The sequence below is a fragment of the Chryseobacterium sp. GM_Chr_2 genome (genome assembly GCF_026540445.1).
Taxonomy (GTDB): domain Bacteria; phylum Bacteroidota; class Bacteroidia; order Flavobacteriales; family Weeksellaceae; genus Chryseobacterium.
This window is the reverse complement of record NZ_JALNUD010000009.1, coordinates 201,842-217,728: the sequence shown is the minus strand read 5'-3', so window position 1 is coordinate 217,728 and position 15,887 is coordinate 201,842. Positions and strand designations below refer to the sequence as shown.

Annotated in this window: 11 protein-coding genes; 7 read left to right on the top strand and 4 right to left on the bottom strand. The window is 36.0% G+C overall.

All coding sequences use genetic code 11. The features are described 5' to 3' along the window. Positions 1-53: 53 nt before the first annotated feature. Both OXQ85_RS14935 and OXQ85_RS14930 read right to left on the bottom strand, forming a co-directional pair. On the bottom strand, positions 54-1,058 hold the full coding sequence (locus OXQ85_RS14935; protein WP_267405478.1) for a cytochrome d ubiquinol oxidase subunit II: 1,005 nt from the start codon (positions 1,056-1,058) through the stop codon (positions 54-56). Further along, positions 1,055-2,398: a cytochrome ubiquinol oxidase subunit I gene (locus OXQ85_RS14930; RefSeq protein WP_267405483.1), complete on the bottom strand. Its 1,344-nt coding sequence runs from the start codon at positions 2,396-2,398 to the stop codon at positions 1,055-1,057. The genes OXQ85_RS14935 and OXQ85_RS14930 overlap by 4 nt, the downstream gene beginning before the upstream one ends. A gap of 228 nt (positions 2,399-2,626) precedes the next feature. Between OXQ85_RS14930 and gyrB the strand changes: the two genes are divergently transcribed. The 6 genes from gyrB to OXQ85_RS14900 all read left to right on the top strand — a co-directional run bounded on the left by gyrB (position 2,627) and on the right by OXQ85_RS14900 (position 11,335). After that, positions 2,627-4,561: a DNA topoisomerase (ATP-hydrolyzing) subunit B gene (gene gyrB, locus OXQ85_RS14925; RefSeq protein WP_267405477.1), complete on the top strand. Its 1,935-nt coding sequence runs from the start codon at positions 2,627-2,629 to the stop codon at positions 4,559-4,561. A gap of 156 nt (positions 4,562-4,717) precedes the next feature. Beyond that, complete coding sequence (locus OXQ85_RS14920; protein ID WP_267405476.1) at positions 4,718-5,593, top strand: hypothetical protein; 876 nt, start codon at positions 4,718-4,720, stop codon at positions 5,591-5,593. Positions 5,594-5,712: 119 nt separating this feature from the next. Continuing rightward, positions 5,713-7,605 (top strand): DUF3857 domain-containing protein, encoded by a 1,893-nt coding sequence (locus tag OXQ85_RS14915; RefSeq protein WP_267405475.1) that lies wholly within the window; start codon positions 5,713-5,715, stop codon positions 7,603-7,605. A gap of 2 nt (positions 7,606-7,607) precedes the next feature. After that, a complete protein-coding gene (locus OXQ85_RS14910; protein WP_267405474.1) occupies positions 7,608-9,536 on the top strand; it encodes a transglutaminase-like domain-containing protein in 1,929 nt (642 codons plus the stop codon). A gap of 81 nt (positions 9,537-9,617) precedes the next feature. After that, entirely contained in the window at positions 9,618-10,439 is an 822-nt protein-coding gene (locus tag OXQ85_RS14905; protein ID WP_267405473.1) for an RsiV family protein, read from the top strand. A gap of 44 nt (positions 10,440-10,483) precedes the next feature. Then, positions 10,484-11,335, top strand: a complete 852-nt coding sequence (locus tag OXQ85_RS14900; protein ID WP_267405472.1) for a YegS/Rv2252/BmrU family lipid kinase — start codon at positions 10,484-10,486, stop codon at positions 11,333-11,335. A 296-nt stretch (positions 11,336-11,631) separates the two neighbouring features. Here the strand turns inward: OXQ85_RS14900 and OXQ85_RS14895 are convergent, their stop codons facing one another. Both OXQ85_RS14895 and ggt read right to left on the bottom strand, forming a co-directional pair. Beyond that, entirely contained in the window at positions 11,632-12,912 is a 1,281-nt protein-coding gene (locus tag OXQ85_RS14895; protein WP_267405482.1) for a dicarboxylate/amino acid:cation symporter, read from the bottom strand. Between the two features lie 152 nt (positions 12,913-13,064). After that, on the bottom strand, positions 13,065-14,750 hold the full coding sequence (gene ggt / locus OXQ85_RS14890) for a gamma-glutamyltransferase (protein WP_267405471.1): 1,686 nt from the start codon (positions 14,748-14,750) through the stop codon (positions 13,065-13,067). Positions 14,751-14,837: 87 nt separating this feature from the next. Between ggt and OXQ85_RS14885 the strand changes: the two genes are divergently transcribed. Beyond that, complete coding sequence (locus tag OXQ85_RS14885) at positions 14,838-15,803, top strand: NAD-dependent epimerase/dehydratase family protein (RefSeq protein ID WP_267405470.1); 966 nt, start codon at positions 14,838-14,840, stop codon at positions 15,801-15,803. Positions 15,804-15,887 lie beyond the last annotated feature (84 nt).

Below are 15,887 nucleotides of genomic sequence, written 5' to 3'. Positions count from 1 at the left end.
CAAAAAAATACCTTTGTGCCCTTGCGATTAACCAATAATATCAATTATTTAAGCTATTTTCTCTGTTTGCTAAATGATGCCATTAAATAAAACAAAAACGGCAATATAAACAAAGATCCTAATAGTAGAGCCCATCCTAATGCTGAAATGGTTTTCGGGGCAGCCACGTGTTCCAATAAAGAAAGATGTTGCCCGTTTCCAAATAAGATAATATTCGGATTATGCTGATACGTTGCTGCCACCAAAATCATAATCACCTGAAATCCTGCCAAGGCTCTTACAGGAAGGAGTTTTCGAGTATTCATCGCTTTTAAGATAAGGAAAAGGCTAATGGTTGCAAAAACGGTAGCCATAATTCCTAAAGGTTTCGAGAAAACCCACATCACCAAAGGAATATCTGAAATATAAGCCGTCAGAAATACCAAAAGACCAGTGATGACAACGAAGATCATTGTCTGTTTTGATTTTTTGATCATTAAACCTAATTCAAGACGGTCGGTAGTTTCTCTCAAAGCAAATACGGAAGCGAGATAGGCACAAATTGAAATGGTAAATAATCCTACAGCAACGCCAAACCAATTCAACCAGCTGAAAATATATAAGTCTAAAAATCCAGTAGCATCCGGATTGATAGAATGTGAAACCGTTGCGGCCGCAATTAACCCCAAGAAAAAGGGAGTTAATAAGCTTGAAAAATAAAATATCTGAGCATAAACATGCTGCCAATCGTCTTTCACAGCATCATAATGTCTGAAAGTAAAAGCGGTTCCTCTCGCAATAATTCCAACCAGCATTAAAACCAATGGAATATGAAGATAGGTGGAAAGGGTAGTATAAATCTCAGGAAAACCGACAAAAAGAATTACAATCGCAATAATCAGCCACATATGATTGGCTTCCCAAACGGGCGCAATAGATTCATACATGATCTCTTTCGTCTTATCTCGCGCTCTTTTTTTCGTGAAAAGTTCTACAATTCCGGCTCCGAAATCGGCTCCGCCCAAGATCACATAAAGACAAATTGATAACCAAAGAAAACCTATAACTACGTAAATCATGATTTTTTGTTTTTAGGGTTAAACTGAACGTCGGTAGGATCGTATAATCTCGGAACCATCTGTATTTGCCGTCTCAGTAAGAAGATGATAATGATTGATAATGAAACGAAAATCGCGGTAAAAAAATAAAATGAATATTGAATTCCTGGCATTGGCGTTACGGCGTCTGCGGTTCTCATAATTCCGTAGATGATCCATGGTTGTCTTCCGACTTCGGTCACTGTCCAACCCGCTTCCAAAGCAATATATCCAAAGGGAGTAGCGAATAAAAATGTTTTTAATAACCAGTTTTTCGTCAGCCATTCTTTCTTAAAATACGTTGCATACAGAAAAATAGTTCCAATAATAATCATGACAACGCCGAAAAAGATCATAATCTGAAAAGCATAATGCACAACAGGAACTGGCGGCCATTCATCTTTCGGGAAATCATTCAGGCCTCTTACTTCATGGTCAAAATCATTGGCTACTAAAAAACTCAATACTTTCGGGATTTTTAAAGCATATTTTATTTCTCCTTTTTCTTCATCAGGAATTCCACCAATCACGAAAGAAGCACCTTTTTCGGTTTCAAAATGGGCTTCCATGGCGGCTAATTTTATAGGTTGTCTTTCTGCCACAGATTTTGCCGCAACATCACCGCTTAAAGGCGCTCCAAATGCTCCGATTAAAGCAAATCCCGCTGCAATTTTGAAGGCTTTGGTATGAAATTCCACATTCTTTTTTCGCATAATTAAATAGGCATGAACCCCCGCAACGGCAAAACCTGTCGCACAAAACGCGGCTACAGTCATATGCAAAGCCTGTGGAAACCAAGCTTCATTAAACATGGCTTTAATAGGATCTATATTTAAATATTGCCCATCAATATAATCAAATCCGGCAGGTGAATTCATCCAGGCATTGGCAGCAACAACTAAAATTCCCGAAGCCAAACCGCTTAATCCTACCAAAAATCCACAAAACCAATGGAACCATTTATTAAATCTGTCCCAACCGTAAAGGAAAAATCCGATAGCAATGGCTTCGATAAAAAAAGCGGTTCCTTCCAGTGAGAAAGGCATTCCGAAAATCGGTCCGGCATGTTTCATAAATTCAGGCCAGAGAAGTCCGAGCTCAAAAGAAAGCATTGTCCCGGAAACGGCTCCCACAGCAAAAAGAATGGCAACTCCTTTGCTCCAGGCTTTGGTAAGACCTTTATAGACTTCGTTGTTTGTTTTTAAGTATTTCCAGTGTGCAAATGCCATTAAGAAAGGCATAACCATACCCACACAGGAAAATATGATGTGAAACCCAAGCGACATTGCCATCTGCGCACGGGCTGCTAGAAAATCATCCATAATATCAACTTTTGAGTAAATAAATGTAAGCATAAATTAGAGATTTTAGTATGATTTACAACAGCAATGGTTTAAATAATAGGTTTTAACTTTGATATTTTTTAAATTCAATACTTTCAGATTTCCTCAGAAAAATCAATGCTTTTTTGACATATTTTAACTTTCATACCTCGAAAAAAATCACGATATTTGTAGGTCTTTGCATATAGCAAGATTTTAATATTTGATATGAGTCAGAAACAATATACAGCTAGTAGTATTCAGGCATTGGAAGGAATGGAGCACGTACGTATGCGTCCTTCAATGTACATTGGTGATGTAGGAGTAAGAGGTCTCCATCATTTGGTTTATGAAGTAGTAGATAACTCTATTGACGAGGCGTTGGCAGGATACTGCGACACGATCTTTGTCAGCATTAAAGAAGGAAACGGGATCGAGGTTAGCGATAACGGTAGAGGTATCCCTGTAGATTTCCACGAAAAAGAACAAAAATCTGCTCTTGAGGTTGTAATGACGAAAATCGGAGCCGGAGGTAAGTTCGATAAAGATTCTTATAAGGTTTCCGGTGGTCTTCACGGAGTTGGGGTGTCGTGTGTGAACGCGCTTTCAAACCAGATGGTTACAACCGTTTACAGAGACGGAAACATATATCAGCAAATTTATTCTAAAGGTAAAGCTCAGACAGAGGTTGAAGAAATCGGTCACAGCGAAAACAGAGGAACGAAGCAGTTCTTCCAGCCGGATGATACGATCTTCACAGAGTTAGTGTATAATTATGATACATTGGCAAACCGTCTTAGAGAGCTTTCTTACCTTAATAAAGGAATCACGATTACGCTTACCGACGAAAGAGAAAAATTGGAAGATGATACTTTCAAAACTGAAGTTTTCCATTCTGAAGGTGGTTTGAAGGAATTTGTTGCTTATATCGATGGAAACCGTGAATCAATCATGGAGCACGTAATTTTCATGGAAGGTGAAAGAGACGATATTCCGGTTGAGGTAGCGATGCGTTATAATACATCATTCAACGAAAATCTTCACTCTTACGTTAATAATATCAATACTCACGAAGGAGGTACTCACTTGGCAGGTTTCAGACGTGCTTTAACGAGAACTTTGAAGAAATATGCAGATGAATTAGGACTTCCTGCCAAAGAAAAAGTAGAAATTACTGGGGATGACTTCCGTGAAGGTTTAACAGCAGTTGTTTCTGTAAAAGTAATGGAACCTCAGTTTGAAGGACAGACGAAAACGAAATTAGGTAACTCTGAAGTTTCGGGTGCTGTAGATAAAATTGTTGGGGAAATGCTTACCAATTTCTTGGAAGAAAACCCTAATGAAGCGAAGTTAATCGTACAAAAAGTAGTGTTGGCCGCAAAAGCTAGACAGGCTGCGAAAAAAGCTCGTGAAATGGTTCAGAGAAAATCTCCGATGGGAGGTTCTGGGCTTCCTGGAAAATTGTCTGACTGTTCATCTAAAAATCCGGCAGAATCTGAAATATTCTTGGTAGAGGGAGATTCCGCAGGTGGAACGGCAAAACAAGGTCGTGACAGATTTTTCCAGGCAATTCTTCCATTAAGAGGTAAAATTTTGAACGTTGAGAAATCAATGCTTCACAAAGTGTATGATAATGAGGAGATTAAAAATATTTATACTGCTTTAGGAGTTTCTGTAGGTACAGAAGAAGACAGTAAAGCATTGAATATGGCGAAGTTGAGATATCACAAAATCGTAATCATGACCGATGCCGATATTGATGGTTCTCACATTTCTACGTTGATTTTAACGTTCTTCTTTAGATATATGAAGGAATTGATTGAGAACGGATATATCTATATCGCTCAGCCGCCTTTATATTTATTGAAAAGAGGTAATAAAAAGCAATATGCTTATAACGAAAAAGAGCGTGAGCAGTTTACCTTAGAAATGTCTCCGGACGGAAAAGGTGTTGAGATTCAGCGTTACAAAGGTCTTGGAGAGATGAACCCTGAACAACTTTGGGAAACGACACTAAATCCTGAACACAGAATTCTGAAGCAGGTAACTATTGATAATGCAGTAGAAGCTGACAGTGTATTTTCGATGTTGATGGGTGATGAAGTTCCGCCAAGAAGAGAATTTATAGAAAAAAATGCTAAATATGCGAAAATAGACGCGTAATTTTTTCATTTTTAGATAGATACAAAAAAGCCCTAATTTTAGGGCTTTTTTAGTATAATGTTATTTCATTTTATAGAGATATAAAATATTTTTTTAATTTTTTTTCAATAAAGGTATAATATTTGTTACAGACATGATGAAAAAACCCCTTTTAAGATGAAAAAAATTAAATTAGTAATGCTAGTTGCTATGACTACCATTTCTGCGTATTCTTACGCCCAAGTAGGTATTAATACCAACAACCCTCAAGCTTCTTTAGACGTAGTAGGTAATCCTACCAATACTTCAAAACTAGATGGTTTTATTCCACCACGACTTACAGGAGATCAACTGCGTGCGAAAACATATACCGCAGCCCAGACGGGAGCACAGGTATATGTGACGGCTGCGGACTCTAATCCGTCGGGACAAACGGCAAGTGTTAAAACTCCAGGAAGTTATTATTTCGATGGAACAGTATGGAAGCATGTTGTGGGCGCAGATAATGCTTTGCCAAATGGGACAGGTACGGTTATCATGATTAACGGTGTACTTCAGGTGGCTCAAGAAATGTCTTTGAGATTGAGTAATGACTGGACTTTTACCACAAGTTCCGCAAACCCATCTGGCACAACCAATAGATTTTCAATTGGTAACATGACCACAGAATTGATTGATAACTATAATGGTTTTACAGGAACTGCAGCTTCCAATTCATTTACTGTGCAACAAGCCGGAACTTATCTTATAGGAATGAATTTTCCTATCCAAAATCCGAATGCTGCTACGTTAAGTGGTAATCTCTATTACGGAGTATTCAATGTAACTGATAATGTTTGGGAAAATTTTGGATTAGATACCATTCAGAGTTTGAGCCAAGGTCAGGTGGAAAATGTTAGCTATTTGGTGGCTTTGGATTTATTACCTTCAAAAACGTATTCATTTTACATTGGTCAACAGCAATCAACAGCTTCTACTCTTACCATGAGAGGAATATCAACTATAAACGGTAATACAGCACTCACTTATTTCTCAGTAAAACGTTTAAAGTAAGAATACAAAAAAACACTAGAAAGACTTCAGAAATGAGGTCTTTTTTTTGTGGTATTAATTGTAAAATTATTGGTAAAAGATATTGTTTATTTTATTATTTTTGCTCAATTTTAGTAACCATGATGAAAATATTTTCGATTGGAGCATTATCTTTAGCTTCAATATATTATGCTCAAACATATCCCGCTTCCGCCATTCCGGAAAATCTTAAAAAAAACGCCAATATCGTTGTCCGAAAGGATTTTACAACCATTAATATTAATAAAATTGATGAAGTAAAATATCAGATCAACACGGTAACTACTGTTTTAAATAAAGACGGAAATTCTCAGGCAACGGCCTATATTCCTTATGAAAAAGGTGATAATATTTCGGATGTAAAAGTCACGATCTATGATGAGCAAGGTAAAAAAATAAAATCTTTTTCTAAATCAGATTTTAGCGATTTTGCCAATAATACCCAAGGCGTTTTTTACTCAGACAATAGGGTGATGGCATTGCAATACACCCCGACACAATATCCTTATACGATAGATTTTTCGTATCAGATTGCAAATGATAATACTGTTTTTATTCCTGATTTTGTGCCTTTTACCAATACCAATGTGTCATTGGAAGAGGCTCAGTTTAAAATCGTTAATAAATCCGGAATCGAGCTTAAAACAAAAACATATCCTTCGAAATATAATTATGCCACTGTAACCGAAAGCGACAATGCTGGCGAGAAGATATATTCTTATAAAAATGTTCCGGCGATTGACGATGCTTTGATGTTGCCTAAACCAATAACGATTTTACCAAAAGTAAGTTTTGCCTTAACTAAATTTAATCTTGAAGGAAAACAGGGAAGTATCAATACCTGGAAAGATTTCGGATCTTGGTATTACAACAGCATTTTGCAGCCGGTTTCGGTTTCTACGCCAGCGATCAAAGCAGAAATTGCTTCTTTGAATCTGCAAGGTTCTACCGAAGAAAAAGTAAAGAAAATCTATCAGCACATGCAGGCCAAAACACGATATATTTTCGTGGCGTTGGGAATCGGAGGATGGCAGCCTATGCTGCCGGATGAGGTTCAGAAAAAAGGTTATGGCGATTGTAAAGGGCTTACCAATTATATGAAAACGTTGCTGGATGAAGCTGGAATTCCTTCGCAGTATTGTGTGATTAATTCTAATTCTTCTGAAGTTTCTTTTGATCCTGAATTTCCAAAAATGGGCGGAAACCACGTGATTTTAATGGTTCCTACCGAAAAAGGAAATATTTGGCTTGAAAATACTTCTCAGCAAATTGCTTTTAATCATTTAAGTTACAGAACGACAGATAGAAATACACTTTCGGTAACGAAAAACGGAATTGATATCATTAATACGCCTTCTTATAAACCAGAACAGAATCAGGAAGTTCAGAAATTAAATATTAAACTGAACGAAGATAACAGCATTAACGGAGAGGGAAATTTTGCCTTTACCGGAAATCAATATGATTACAGTTTGGCATTTGCCTATATGTCTCCAAAAGAAAAAAATGATGCATTGAAAGAAAGGCTTTCTGTTCTGAATTTTGAAAAGGTGGAAATGAAGAATTACGTCAATGATCGTGACAAAGCCGTAGGAAAATTTGATATTGATTTTAAAGCGAGTAATTATTCGAAAAATATGGGAAGTAGCTTGATTTTCAGAGCGGTTCCTATTTATTCGGATAGCTTTTATAAATCTGATGAAAGCAGACAGCTTCCTTTCGAAATCGGACAGTCTTTTAATGATGAATATGAGATCAGTTATGCGATTCCTCAAAATTATAAGATTGATGAAGTTCCTGATAATGTTATGATTAATTCAGAATTTGGAACTTACAAGCTTAGTTTTGTTAAAAATGGCGAAGAATTAAAAGTCATTCGATCGATTAAAGTAAATAAAGGAATTTTCCCGAAAGAAAAATACAACGACTATATCAGTTTCCGAAAAAAAACACTTAACTCAGATAACTCAAAAATTTTAATAACAAAAATATAAACATGAAAAAAATATTATTAGGTGCTTTCTGCTCATTAAATGTCATTTTTATTGAGGCTCAGAAGCATGAATTTTTAGACTTTCCGAAGTTTAATGATGCCGATCTTTCCAGAACAAAATCTACATTGGATGAAAATGCTCCGGCGGAAATTTTATACAAATCGGTTCATTTTAATGTGGATACCAATACAGGAAATCTTCGTAAAACGGCTTTTTACAGAGTGAAAATTTACGATAAAGATAAGGTTGAAGACTGGTTGAATCTTGAAATTCCATTATATCAAAACGGAAGCAACAGAGAAACATTAGATAAAATAAAAGCTTTTACTTACAACCTTGAAAACGGAGCTACAGTTTCTACTAAAGTTGATAAAAGTTCGAAATATAAAAGTAAGGAAAGTAAAAATGTGACGGTAACCAAATTTGCTTTTCCAAATGTGAAAAATGGTTCGGTGATTGAATATCAATACGAAGTCGTTTCACCTTTTTTATATGCCATTCCACAGGTTTTAATTGAATCTGACACGCCTTCTTTATATACAGAATACGTGCTGGATGCGCCAAGCAATATTTCTTATAATGTAAATTACACAGGTTCTCTAAACCCAAAATACAGAATGGTGGAAGAGAAAATGCTGTATGGAATGAATCACAGAACATACCGTTTTGGTTATGAAAATGTGAAAGGTTTCAAAACGGAAAAGTTTGTGAAAAATGATAGAAACTTCAGAACGAAAATCAGTGCAGAATTGCATTCAACCAATTTTAGAGAATTGAAGTTGTATTCGTCTTCATGGGAAAAGATTAAAGATAAATTGTACGAGGATGAAGATTTTGGAGGTGAGCTGAAGAAAACAAAACTAGCTAAAGAAAATTTGCCGAATCTTTCAGGAGCTACTTCTGATCTCGACAAAGCCAACGCGATTTTTAAATATGTTAAAAATACATTTACCTGGAATAAAGACCGCGGAATTTACACCGAAGATGGCATTAAAAAAATGCTGGAAACAAAAACGGGAAATGCTGCAGAAATGAATCTTTTTCTAGTGATGCTATTAAGAGAAGCGGGTTTGAAAGCTGATCCTGTGATTATTTCTACTGTTGATAATGGATTAATTAATTTGATTTCGCCAAGTGTTGCAAGTACCAATTTTGTAATCGCAGCGGTGAATACGAAAGAAGGTTTCCATGTGTATGATGCGACTTCAAGACAATCTAATGTCGATGATTTGCCACCAAGAGACTGGAATGAATATGGAATTTTGATTGCGAAAGATAAAGCGCAGCAAATGCAGTTGGTAAACAGTACTTCAAGTTTTACACATTTAACGACAACAGCCAAAATTAATGATGACGGCAGTATTTCCGGAACATATTCTGATAAAGATACAGGTGCTTTTGCCATGTTTGCGAAGGAAAGTTATGATGAAAATACCGATAAATACAAGAAGCAGTATAAAGAAAATTTTTCGATAGATTTTAATAATATTGATTCTAAAGTATTGGAAAATGGTGATTTTGAAAGCACGATGAGTTTTTCTTCAGACAACCTGATTGATAGAGTTGGTAAGAAAATGATCATCAACCCAATGCTTTTTATGAATAAAAACTCGAATGAATTTGATCAGACGGAAGCGAGAAAATTTCAGATTGATTTTATTGCGCCTTACACAAAAGTGAAAAAGGTGGTTCTTGAAATTCCGGATGGCTATTCTATTGAAGAAATGCCTAAAAGTAAGAAAATTGTAACGGACGATAAAGAAATTGAGTACAGTTACGTAGCCGAGCAAAAAGGAAATAAGCTGGAAGTTACATCGAGTATAAAAGTAGCGAGCGCCGATTATCCTAAAGAGTATTATCCTGCGTTTAAACAGATTTGGGGAGTTGCTTCAAAAAGTGAAAACCAAGTAATCAGTTTAGTTAAAAAGTAGAATTTTAATTAAATTTCAAAAATATTTTAAAACCATTCATTTTTTGAATGGTTTTTGCTTTTATAATGAAAATTAAAAATTATGAAAAATACGGTGGCCGTTTTAGCACTATCTTCTTTCTTTATTTTTTCGGCATGTAAGAAAACCGAAACTCAAAATACAACCATTGAAACTTCCGAACCAAAAGCTGAGCAATTTGTGGTAGATTCTGTAAGCATCAATGATTCTATCAAAATAAGCGATTCACTTCAGTTGAAATTCAGTTCTAAAATGTTGGTTTTTCCATCAATTAAGGATAAGAATTTGTTAGACAGTATTTATATGAAGAAAAATATGAGTGATTTTTCTAAAACTGGCGTTCAAAATTTACTTCAGGCAGAGAAAAACGGTTATTTTGAAAGTGTAAGAAAAGATTCTAAAGATTTTCTTTCAGATATTACTTTTGCTGAGGTGTGGTATGAAGATAACAAGATGAAACTTGTCTCTCATGCGAATGATTATCTTCATATTCGGTATTATGGAGGTTCTTACTCAGGGGGTGCACATGATAATTATGCATACATGGAAAGAGTTTTCGATTTAAAAAATTCTAAAAAACTGGAGTTAAAAGATATTACTTCAATGCCTTTAGCTAAAATTGAAGAATTATTAAAGAAAAATATCAATAAAATAAACAGCGGAACAACCGATGAAAAAGGGGAAGTCAATAATTCTGATATGCTTTTGGTGGATAAAATCCCTGCAACCGGAAATTTCTATTTTGATGAAAAAAACCTGTATTTTCACTATAGTCCTTACGAAATAGCAGCTTTTGCGGCTGGAGATATCGAAATTCCGATTTCTTGGGAAGAGTTAAAAGGCACGCTGAATGCTGGATTTAAAGAAAGAATGAAAATTAAATAAATTTTAATGCTTCCAATCAGGAAGCATTTTTTATTTTTGTGGCAATGGAAAAAGTAGCTTTTATCATCAATCCTTTTTCAGCGAAAAAGAATTATCAGCCGTTTTTGAACGAACTTAAAAATAAGGTTGAGAATCCTTTGTACTACGTCTCAGAATCTATTCCCGGAACGGATGAATTCATCAAAGAACATTTTGAGAATACAGATATTTTTGTGGCGATAGGAGGTGATGGCACGATTTCCACGGTTGCCAAAAACTTAATTAATACGGAAAAAATTCTGGCTATTTTTCCGGCAGGTTCAGGAAACGGATTTTCTAATGAAACCCAATTCAGTAAAAATCTGGATGAACTTTTAGAGAAATTAAAGGCAAAAAAATCCAGAAAAATTGATACGTTTACGGTAAATGATCGCCTTTCGATTAATGTTTCAGGAACCGGATTTGACGGAAAAGTGGTGAAGGAATTTGAAAAAACCAATCGCGGTTTTAAAAATTATATTAAAGTTTCTCTAAAAACGTTTTTTAATTATAAACCGATCAAGCTTAAGTTTTTCGATGAACAATATCAAAAACACAACGGAAAATATTTAATGGTAAATATCGCCAATACACGTCAGTTCGGGAACAATGCCTATATCGCGCCACATGCCAGCAAAAGTGATGGTTTGGTTGATATGGTTTTGGTTAAAAAATTTCCACTGACGTATTCGCCGCTTTTTGCTTTTAGAATGTTCACCAAAAAACTGAAAGAGGACGATTATATCACTTATCTTCCGGTTTCAGAAATTGAATTTAAAGTGAATACTAAAAACTGGCATCTGGACGGGGAGTTTAATAAAATAAAATCTCCGGTTCATGTGAAAGTGCAGCCTGCAAGTTTGAATATTTTGGTTTAGGGAGTTATTGTCTAAAAGCAGTCTCAAATCTTAATAATCATTTTTACCATAATGTTTGTCATTCCGAAGGAATCTAGACGCGAATTTTTTCATTCTCATATTGCTTAGATCCTTTCAGGATGACAAAGTGAGTGTTGAGTTTTTATGACAAACATTTAAATTTCGACCTATACCTAGCCCCGATCGCAGCAATTGTTTGAGCTCATTTTGAGTATTTCGGCTGCGGCTGGCAAAGCCAGCCGCAGCCGAAATACTCAAAATAGCGAGTGCGTAGAGCGGGAAATTGCTTCTAAAAGCTAAACTTCCAATTTCTTTTCCACTTGGTTCGGGTGATCCAAACAATATTGCAACTGCTCTTTATCAAGCTGCTTTTCCCAATTGGCAACCACAACTGTTGCAACGGAATTTCCGATAACGTTGGTTAAGGCACGACATTCACTCATAAATTTATCGATTCCTAAAATTAAAGTCATTCCTGCAATCGGAATTTCAGGAACGACAGCTAATGTTGCAGCTAAGGTAACAAATCCAGCTCCTGTTACTCCTGCAGCTCCTTTTGAACTTAACATAGCGACTAATAATAGCATAATCTGTTTCTCAATCGGAAGATGAATATTTAATGCCTGAGCAATGAATAAGGAGGCTAAGGTCATATAAATATTTGTTCCGTCAAGGTTGAAAGAATATCCGGTAGGAACCACAAGTCCAACGATCGCCCTCGAACATCCCGCTTTTTCCAGTTTTTCCATAATTCCCGGAAGTGCAGATTCGGAAGAGCTCGTTCCTAAAACCAAAAGAAGTTCTTCTTTTAGATAATACATGAGTTTGAATATATTAAAACCATTATACCAAGCCACTGCCCCTAAAACTAAAACAACAAATAGGGCAGAAGTGATATAAAATGTTCCGACTAAATAGATAAGGTTCAGGACAGAATGTAGTCCGTATTTTCCGATGGTAAAAGCCATTGCGCCAAAAGCTCCGATGGGAGCCAGCTTCATCAGCATATGAACAATTTTAAAAACCGGAGTAGAAAGGTCTTGTAAAAAATCGGTTACTTTCTGGCTTTTTTCTTTGGTTAAAACTAAAGCGACCCCCATCAAAATAGCGACCAAAAGTACTTGCAGGATATTTTCCCCAACCAACGGACTGAAAAGCGTTTCAGGAATGATATTCATGATGAATCCGGTTAGTGTAGATTCATGTGCTTTTTGTTGATATTGCGAAACATCTCCAGATAATGTTGCAGGATCGATGTTTAATCCATGTCCGGGTTGTAGAATATTTCCAACAACCAATCCTATAATTAAAGCTAATGTTGAAAAAGTAATAAAATAAATCATTGCTTTGATGGCAATTCTTCCTACTTTTTTCAAATCGGTCATGTGGGCGATTCCTAAAGTAAGGGTAATAAAAATCACGGGAGCGATGATCATTTTAACGAGTTTAATGAATCCGTCTCCGAGAGGTTTCATTTTTTCGCCTAATTCCGGATAGAATCGTCCTAAAAGTATCCCCGCTATAATCGCAATAATTACCTGAAAGTAAAGTTGTTGATAGATTTTTTTTGCCTTCAATTCCACAAAATTTATTTTTTGAAGGGCGAAAATTAAGAAAATTTACTTGAAAATATGATAAAAGTCATGAAAAGTTTCGGCGTGGCTGAAAGCCACGCCGAAACTCAAAATATTCATTTGTAATTTAAACTTTAATGATAAAAATAACGAATTTATTCAACCGCCACAGAATCATCCCCACGTCCGTCAGCAACGGCATGAATGGTTCCTTTTTCATCAATGGTAATTACTTCTGTTTTTCCGATATGATCTATTTTTTCAGGTTTATAGCCTAGTTTTTCAAGATCTTTAATTACGTTTTCAGGGAAATTCTTTTCGTAAGAAACTGTTTCCGGAAGCCATTGATGATGAAATTTCGGTGCATTGACCGTCATATTGGCATTCAATTTAAAATCAACGACATCTACAATCGACTGATAAACAGAAGTTGGAATCGTAGTTCCTCCCGGAGTTCCCACCACCATATAAGGTTTTCCGTTTTTCAAAAGAATGGTCGGTGTCATCGAAGAAAGCATTCTTTTATTGGGTTGAATAGCATTAGCTTCACCCCCCACAGCCCCAAACATATTTGGAACCCCAGGCTTGATAGAAAAGTCATCCATTTCATTATTTAAGAAGAATCCTGCGCCAGTTACGAGTACCTTACTTCCATAATATCCATTCAGTGTAGTGGTCACAGAAGCTGCATTTCCATCTTTATCAAGTACTGAAATATGAGTGGTTTGTGTAGATTCATTCGGTTGTTTGATGATGTTTCCAACTTCAGCGCTCGGAGTTGCTTTGTTGAAACTAAAGCTTTTCCATCTGCTTTTTAAATATTCATCAGAAATTAAATAAGACGTTTTATCTTGAATAAAATCTGGATCTCCCATGTATTCAGCGCGGTCGGCAAAAGCTCTTCTTTCTGCTTCTATCATAATCTGAACCGCTTCTTTAGAGTTTTGCTGATATTTTTCAAGATTTTCAAAACTTGCCATTCTCAACATTTGAGCCAAAAGAAGTCCACCACTTGAAGGCAAAGGCATCGAAACTACATTGTTTCCTTTATATTCAAATTCCAGTGCTTTTCTTTCTGCAACTTTATAATTTTTAAGGTCTTCTAAGGTAATAATTCCATTTCCTCGCTTCATTTCAGCCACCAAAAGCGCAGCCGTTTTTCCTTCATAAAATCCTTTTGCTCCTTGTTTTTGAATTAATTTTAAGGTTTCAGCCAAATCTTTCTGAACCAAAATATCACCTCCTTTCCAAGGTGCATCCTTAACAAAGATTATTGGTGATTGATTATGCTTCTGGAATTTTTCTCTTTGTGAATTTAGCATATTGGCTTCAAGATCGGTAATCGCAAATCCTTTTTCAGCCAAATCAATAGCCGGCTGAATGATTTTTTCCATCGGAAGTTTACAATATTTCAACGTTGCATAAAATCCGGCAATACTTCCAGGAATTCCGACTGCTAATCTTCCGTTTTGAGAAAGATCAGTGTTAGCTTTTCCGTTTTTATCAAGATACATATCTCGGGAAGCTTTCCTTGGAGCCGTTTCACGGTAGTCAATGGTGAATTTTTCACCATTATTTTTCACCCCAACCAAAAATCCGCCACCGCCAATATTTCCGGCTTGAGGATACACCACCGCCAATGCATATTGCGTCGCAACGATGGCATCATAGGCATTTCCGCCCATTTTCATCACCTTTGCTCCGGCTTCACTTGCCAAAGGGTGAGCAGATACTACAACGCCTTTATTTTTTACTTTTACTTCTTTAACAATATTAATGTCTGTGTACTGTGCTGATACAGATTGTGTTGCAAGTACCAATAGAAATATATACTTCTTCATGATAAAAATTATACTCGAATTTACAATTTTGTTTTAAGATAGGGGGTAAAATATTTATTTTTGCTTTGATCAACTAAAAAGAATAAAATGGAATCCTATACGGAAAGAATACTGATTACGGGTGCTTTGGGACAAATCGGCACCGAACTTACGAACAGACTTGTTGAAATGCATGGTGCGGAGAATGTTGTGGCTTCAGGGCTAGACAGATGGCAAAAAGGAATAACTTCTGCCGGGCACTATGAAAGAATGGACGTTACCAATACTCAGCTGGTAAGACAGGTTATTAAAGATTACGAGATTACAACGGTGTATCATTTGGCTTCATTATTGTCTGGAACTTCAGAGAAGCAGCCGATTTTCGCGTGGAAATTAAATCTTGAACCTTTGCTTCATTTTTGTGAAATGGCAAAAGAAGGACTTCTTAAAAAGATCTTCTGGCCAAGTTCAATTGCGGTTTTCGGGAAAGGAATTCCAAAGCATGAGGTAGCTCAGGATGTTGTGTTGAATCCTACAACCGTTTATGGTATTTCTAAAATGGCAGGCGAGAAGTGGTGCGAATATTATTTCGACAAGCATGGAGTAGATGTAAGAAGTATCAGATATCCTGGTTTGATTTCGTGGAAAACTCCGGCAGGTGGTGGAACTACCGATTATGCGGTTGAGATTTTTTATGAAGCGATTGAAGAAGGAAAGTATACAAGTTTCATTTCCGAAGATACAGGAATGCCGATGTTGTATATGGATGATGCCATCAACGCAACGTTGAAATTAATGGAAGCTCCTGCAGAAAATCTTACGGTTCGTTCGTCTTATAATTTGGGTGGAATGTCATTTACTCCAAAAGAATTGGCGGAAGAAATCAAGAAAGAAATTCCTGAATTTACGATCGATTATAAACCAGATTTCAGACAGCAGATTGCAGATTCTTGGCCAGCTTCAATTGATGATTCTGTGGCTAAAAAAGATTGGGGATTGTCTTACGATTTCGGAATTTCTGAAATGTCTAAAGATATGATCAAAAATTTGAGAGTAAAATTAAGGAAGGGTTAATTATGTAAAGTAAAGCTTTAAGTATTAATCTTTTTAACATCTGATTTTTAATTAAATATAAAATTTATATAAACTTTAATTTAA

Excerpts from the sequence above, each read along its gene's own strand:
- OXQ85_RS14930 (WP_267405483.1), bottom strand. The coding sequence starts at position 2,398 with ATGGATGATTTTCTAGCAGCCCGTGCGCAGATGGCAATGTCGCTTGGG.
- OXQ85_RS14885 (WP_267405470.1), top strand. The coding sequence starts at position 14,838 with ATGGAATCCTATACGGAAAGAATACTGATTACGGGTGCTTTGGGACAA.
- OXQ85_RS14910 (WP_267405474.1), top strand. The coding sequence starts at position 7,608 with ATGAAAAAAATATTATTAGGTGCTTTCTGCTCATTAAATGTCATTTTT.
- gyrB (WP_267405477.1), top strand. The coding sequence starts at position 2,627 with ATGAGTCAGAAACAATATACAGCTAGTAGTATTCAGGCATTGGAAGGA.
- OXQ85_RS14920 (WP_267405476.1), top strand. The coding sequence starts at position 4,718 with ATGAAAAAAATTAAATTAGTAATGCTAGTTGCTATGACTACCATTTCT.
- OXQ85_RS14905 (WP_267405473.1), top strand. The coding sequence starts at position 9,618 with ATGAAAAATACGGTGGCCGTTTTAGCACTATCTTCTTTCTTTATTTTT.
- ggt (WP_267405471.1), bottom strand. The coding sequence starts at position 14,750 with ATGAAGAAGTATATATTTCTATTGGTACTTGCAACACAATCTGTATCA.
- OXQ85_RS14935 (WP_267405478.1), bottom strand. The coding sequence starts at position 1,058 with ATGATTTACGTAGTTATAGGTTTTCTTTGGTTATCAATTTGTCTTTAT.
- OXQ85_RS14915 (WP_267405475.1), top strand. The coding sequence starts at position 5,713 with ATGATGAAAATATTTTCGATTGGAGCATTATCTTTAGCTTCAATATAT.
- OXQ85_RS14900 (WP_267405472.1), top strand. The coding sequence starts at position 10,484 with ATGGAAAAAGTAGCTTTTATCATCAATCCTTTTTCAGCGAAAAAGAAT.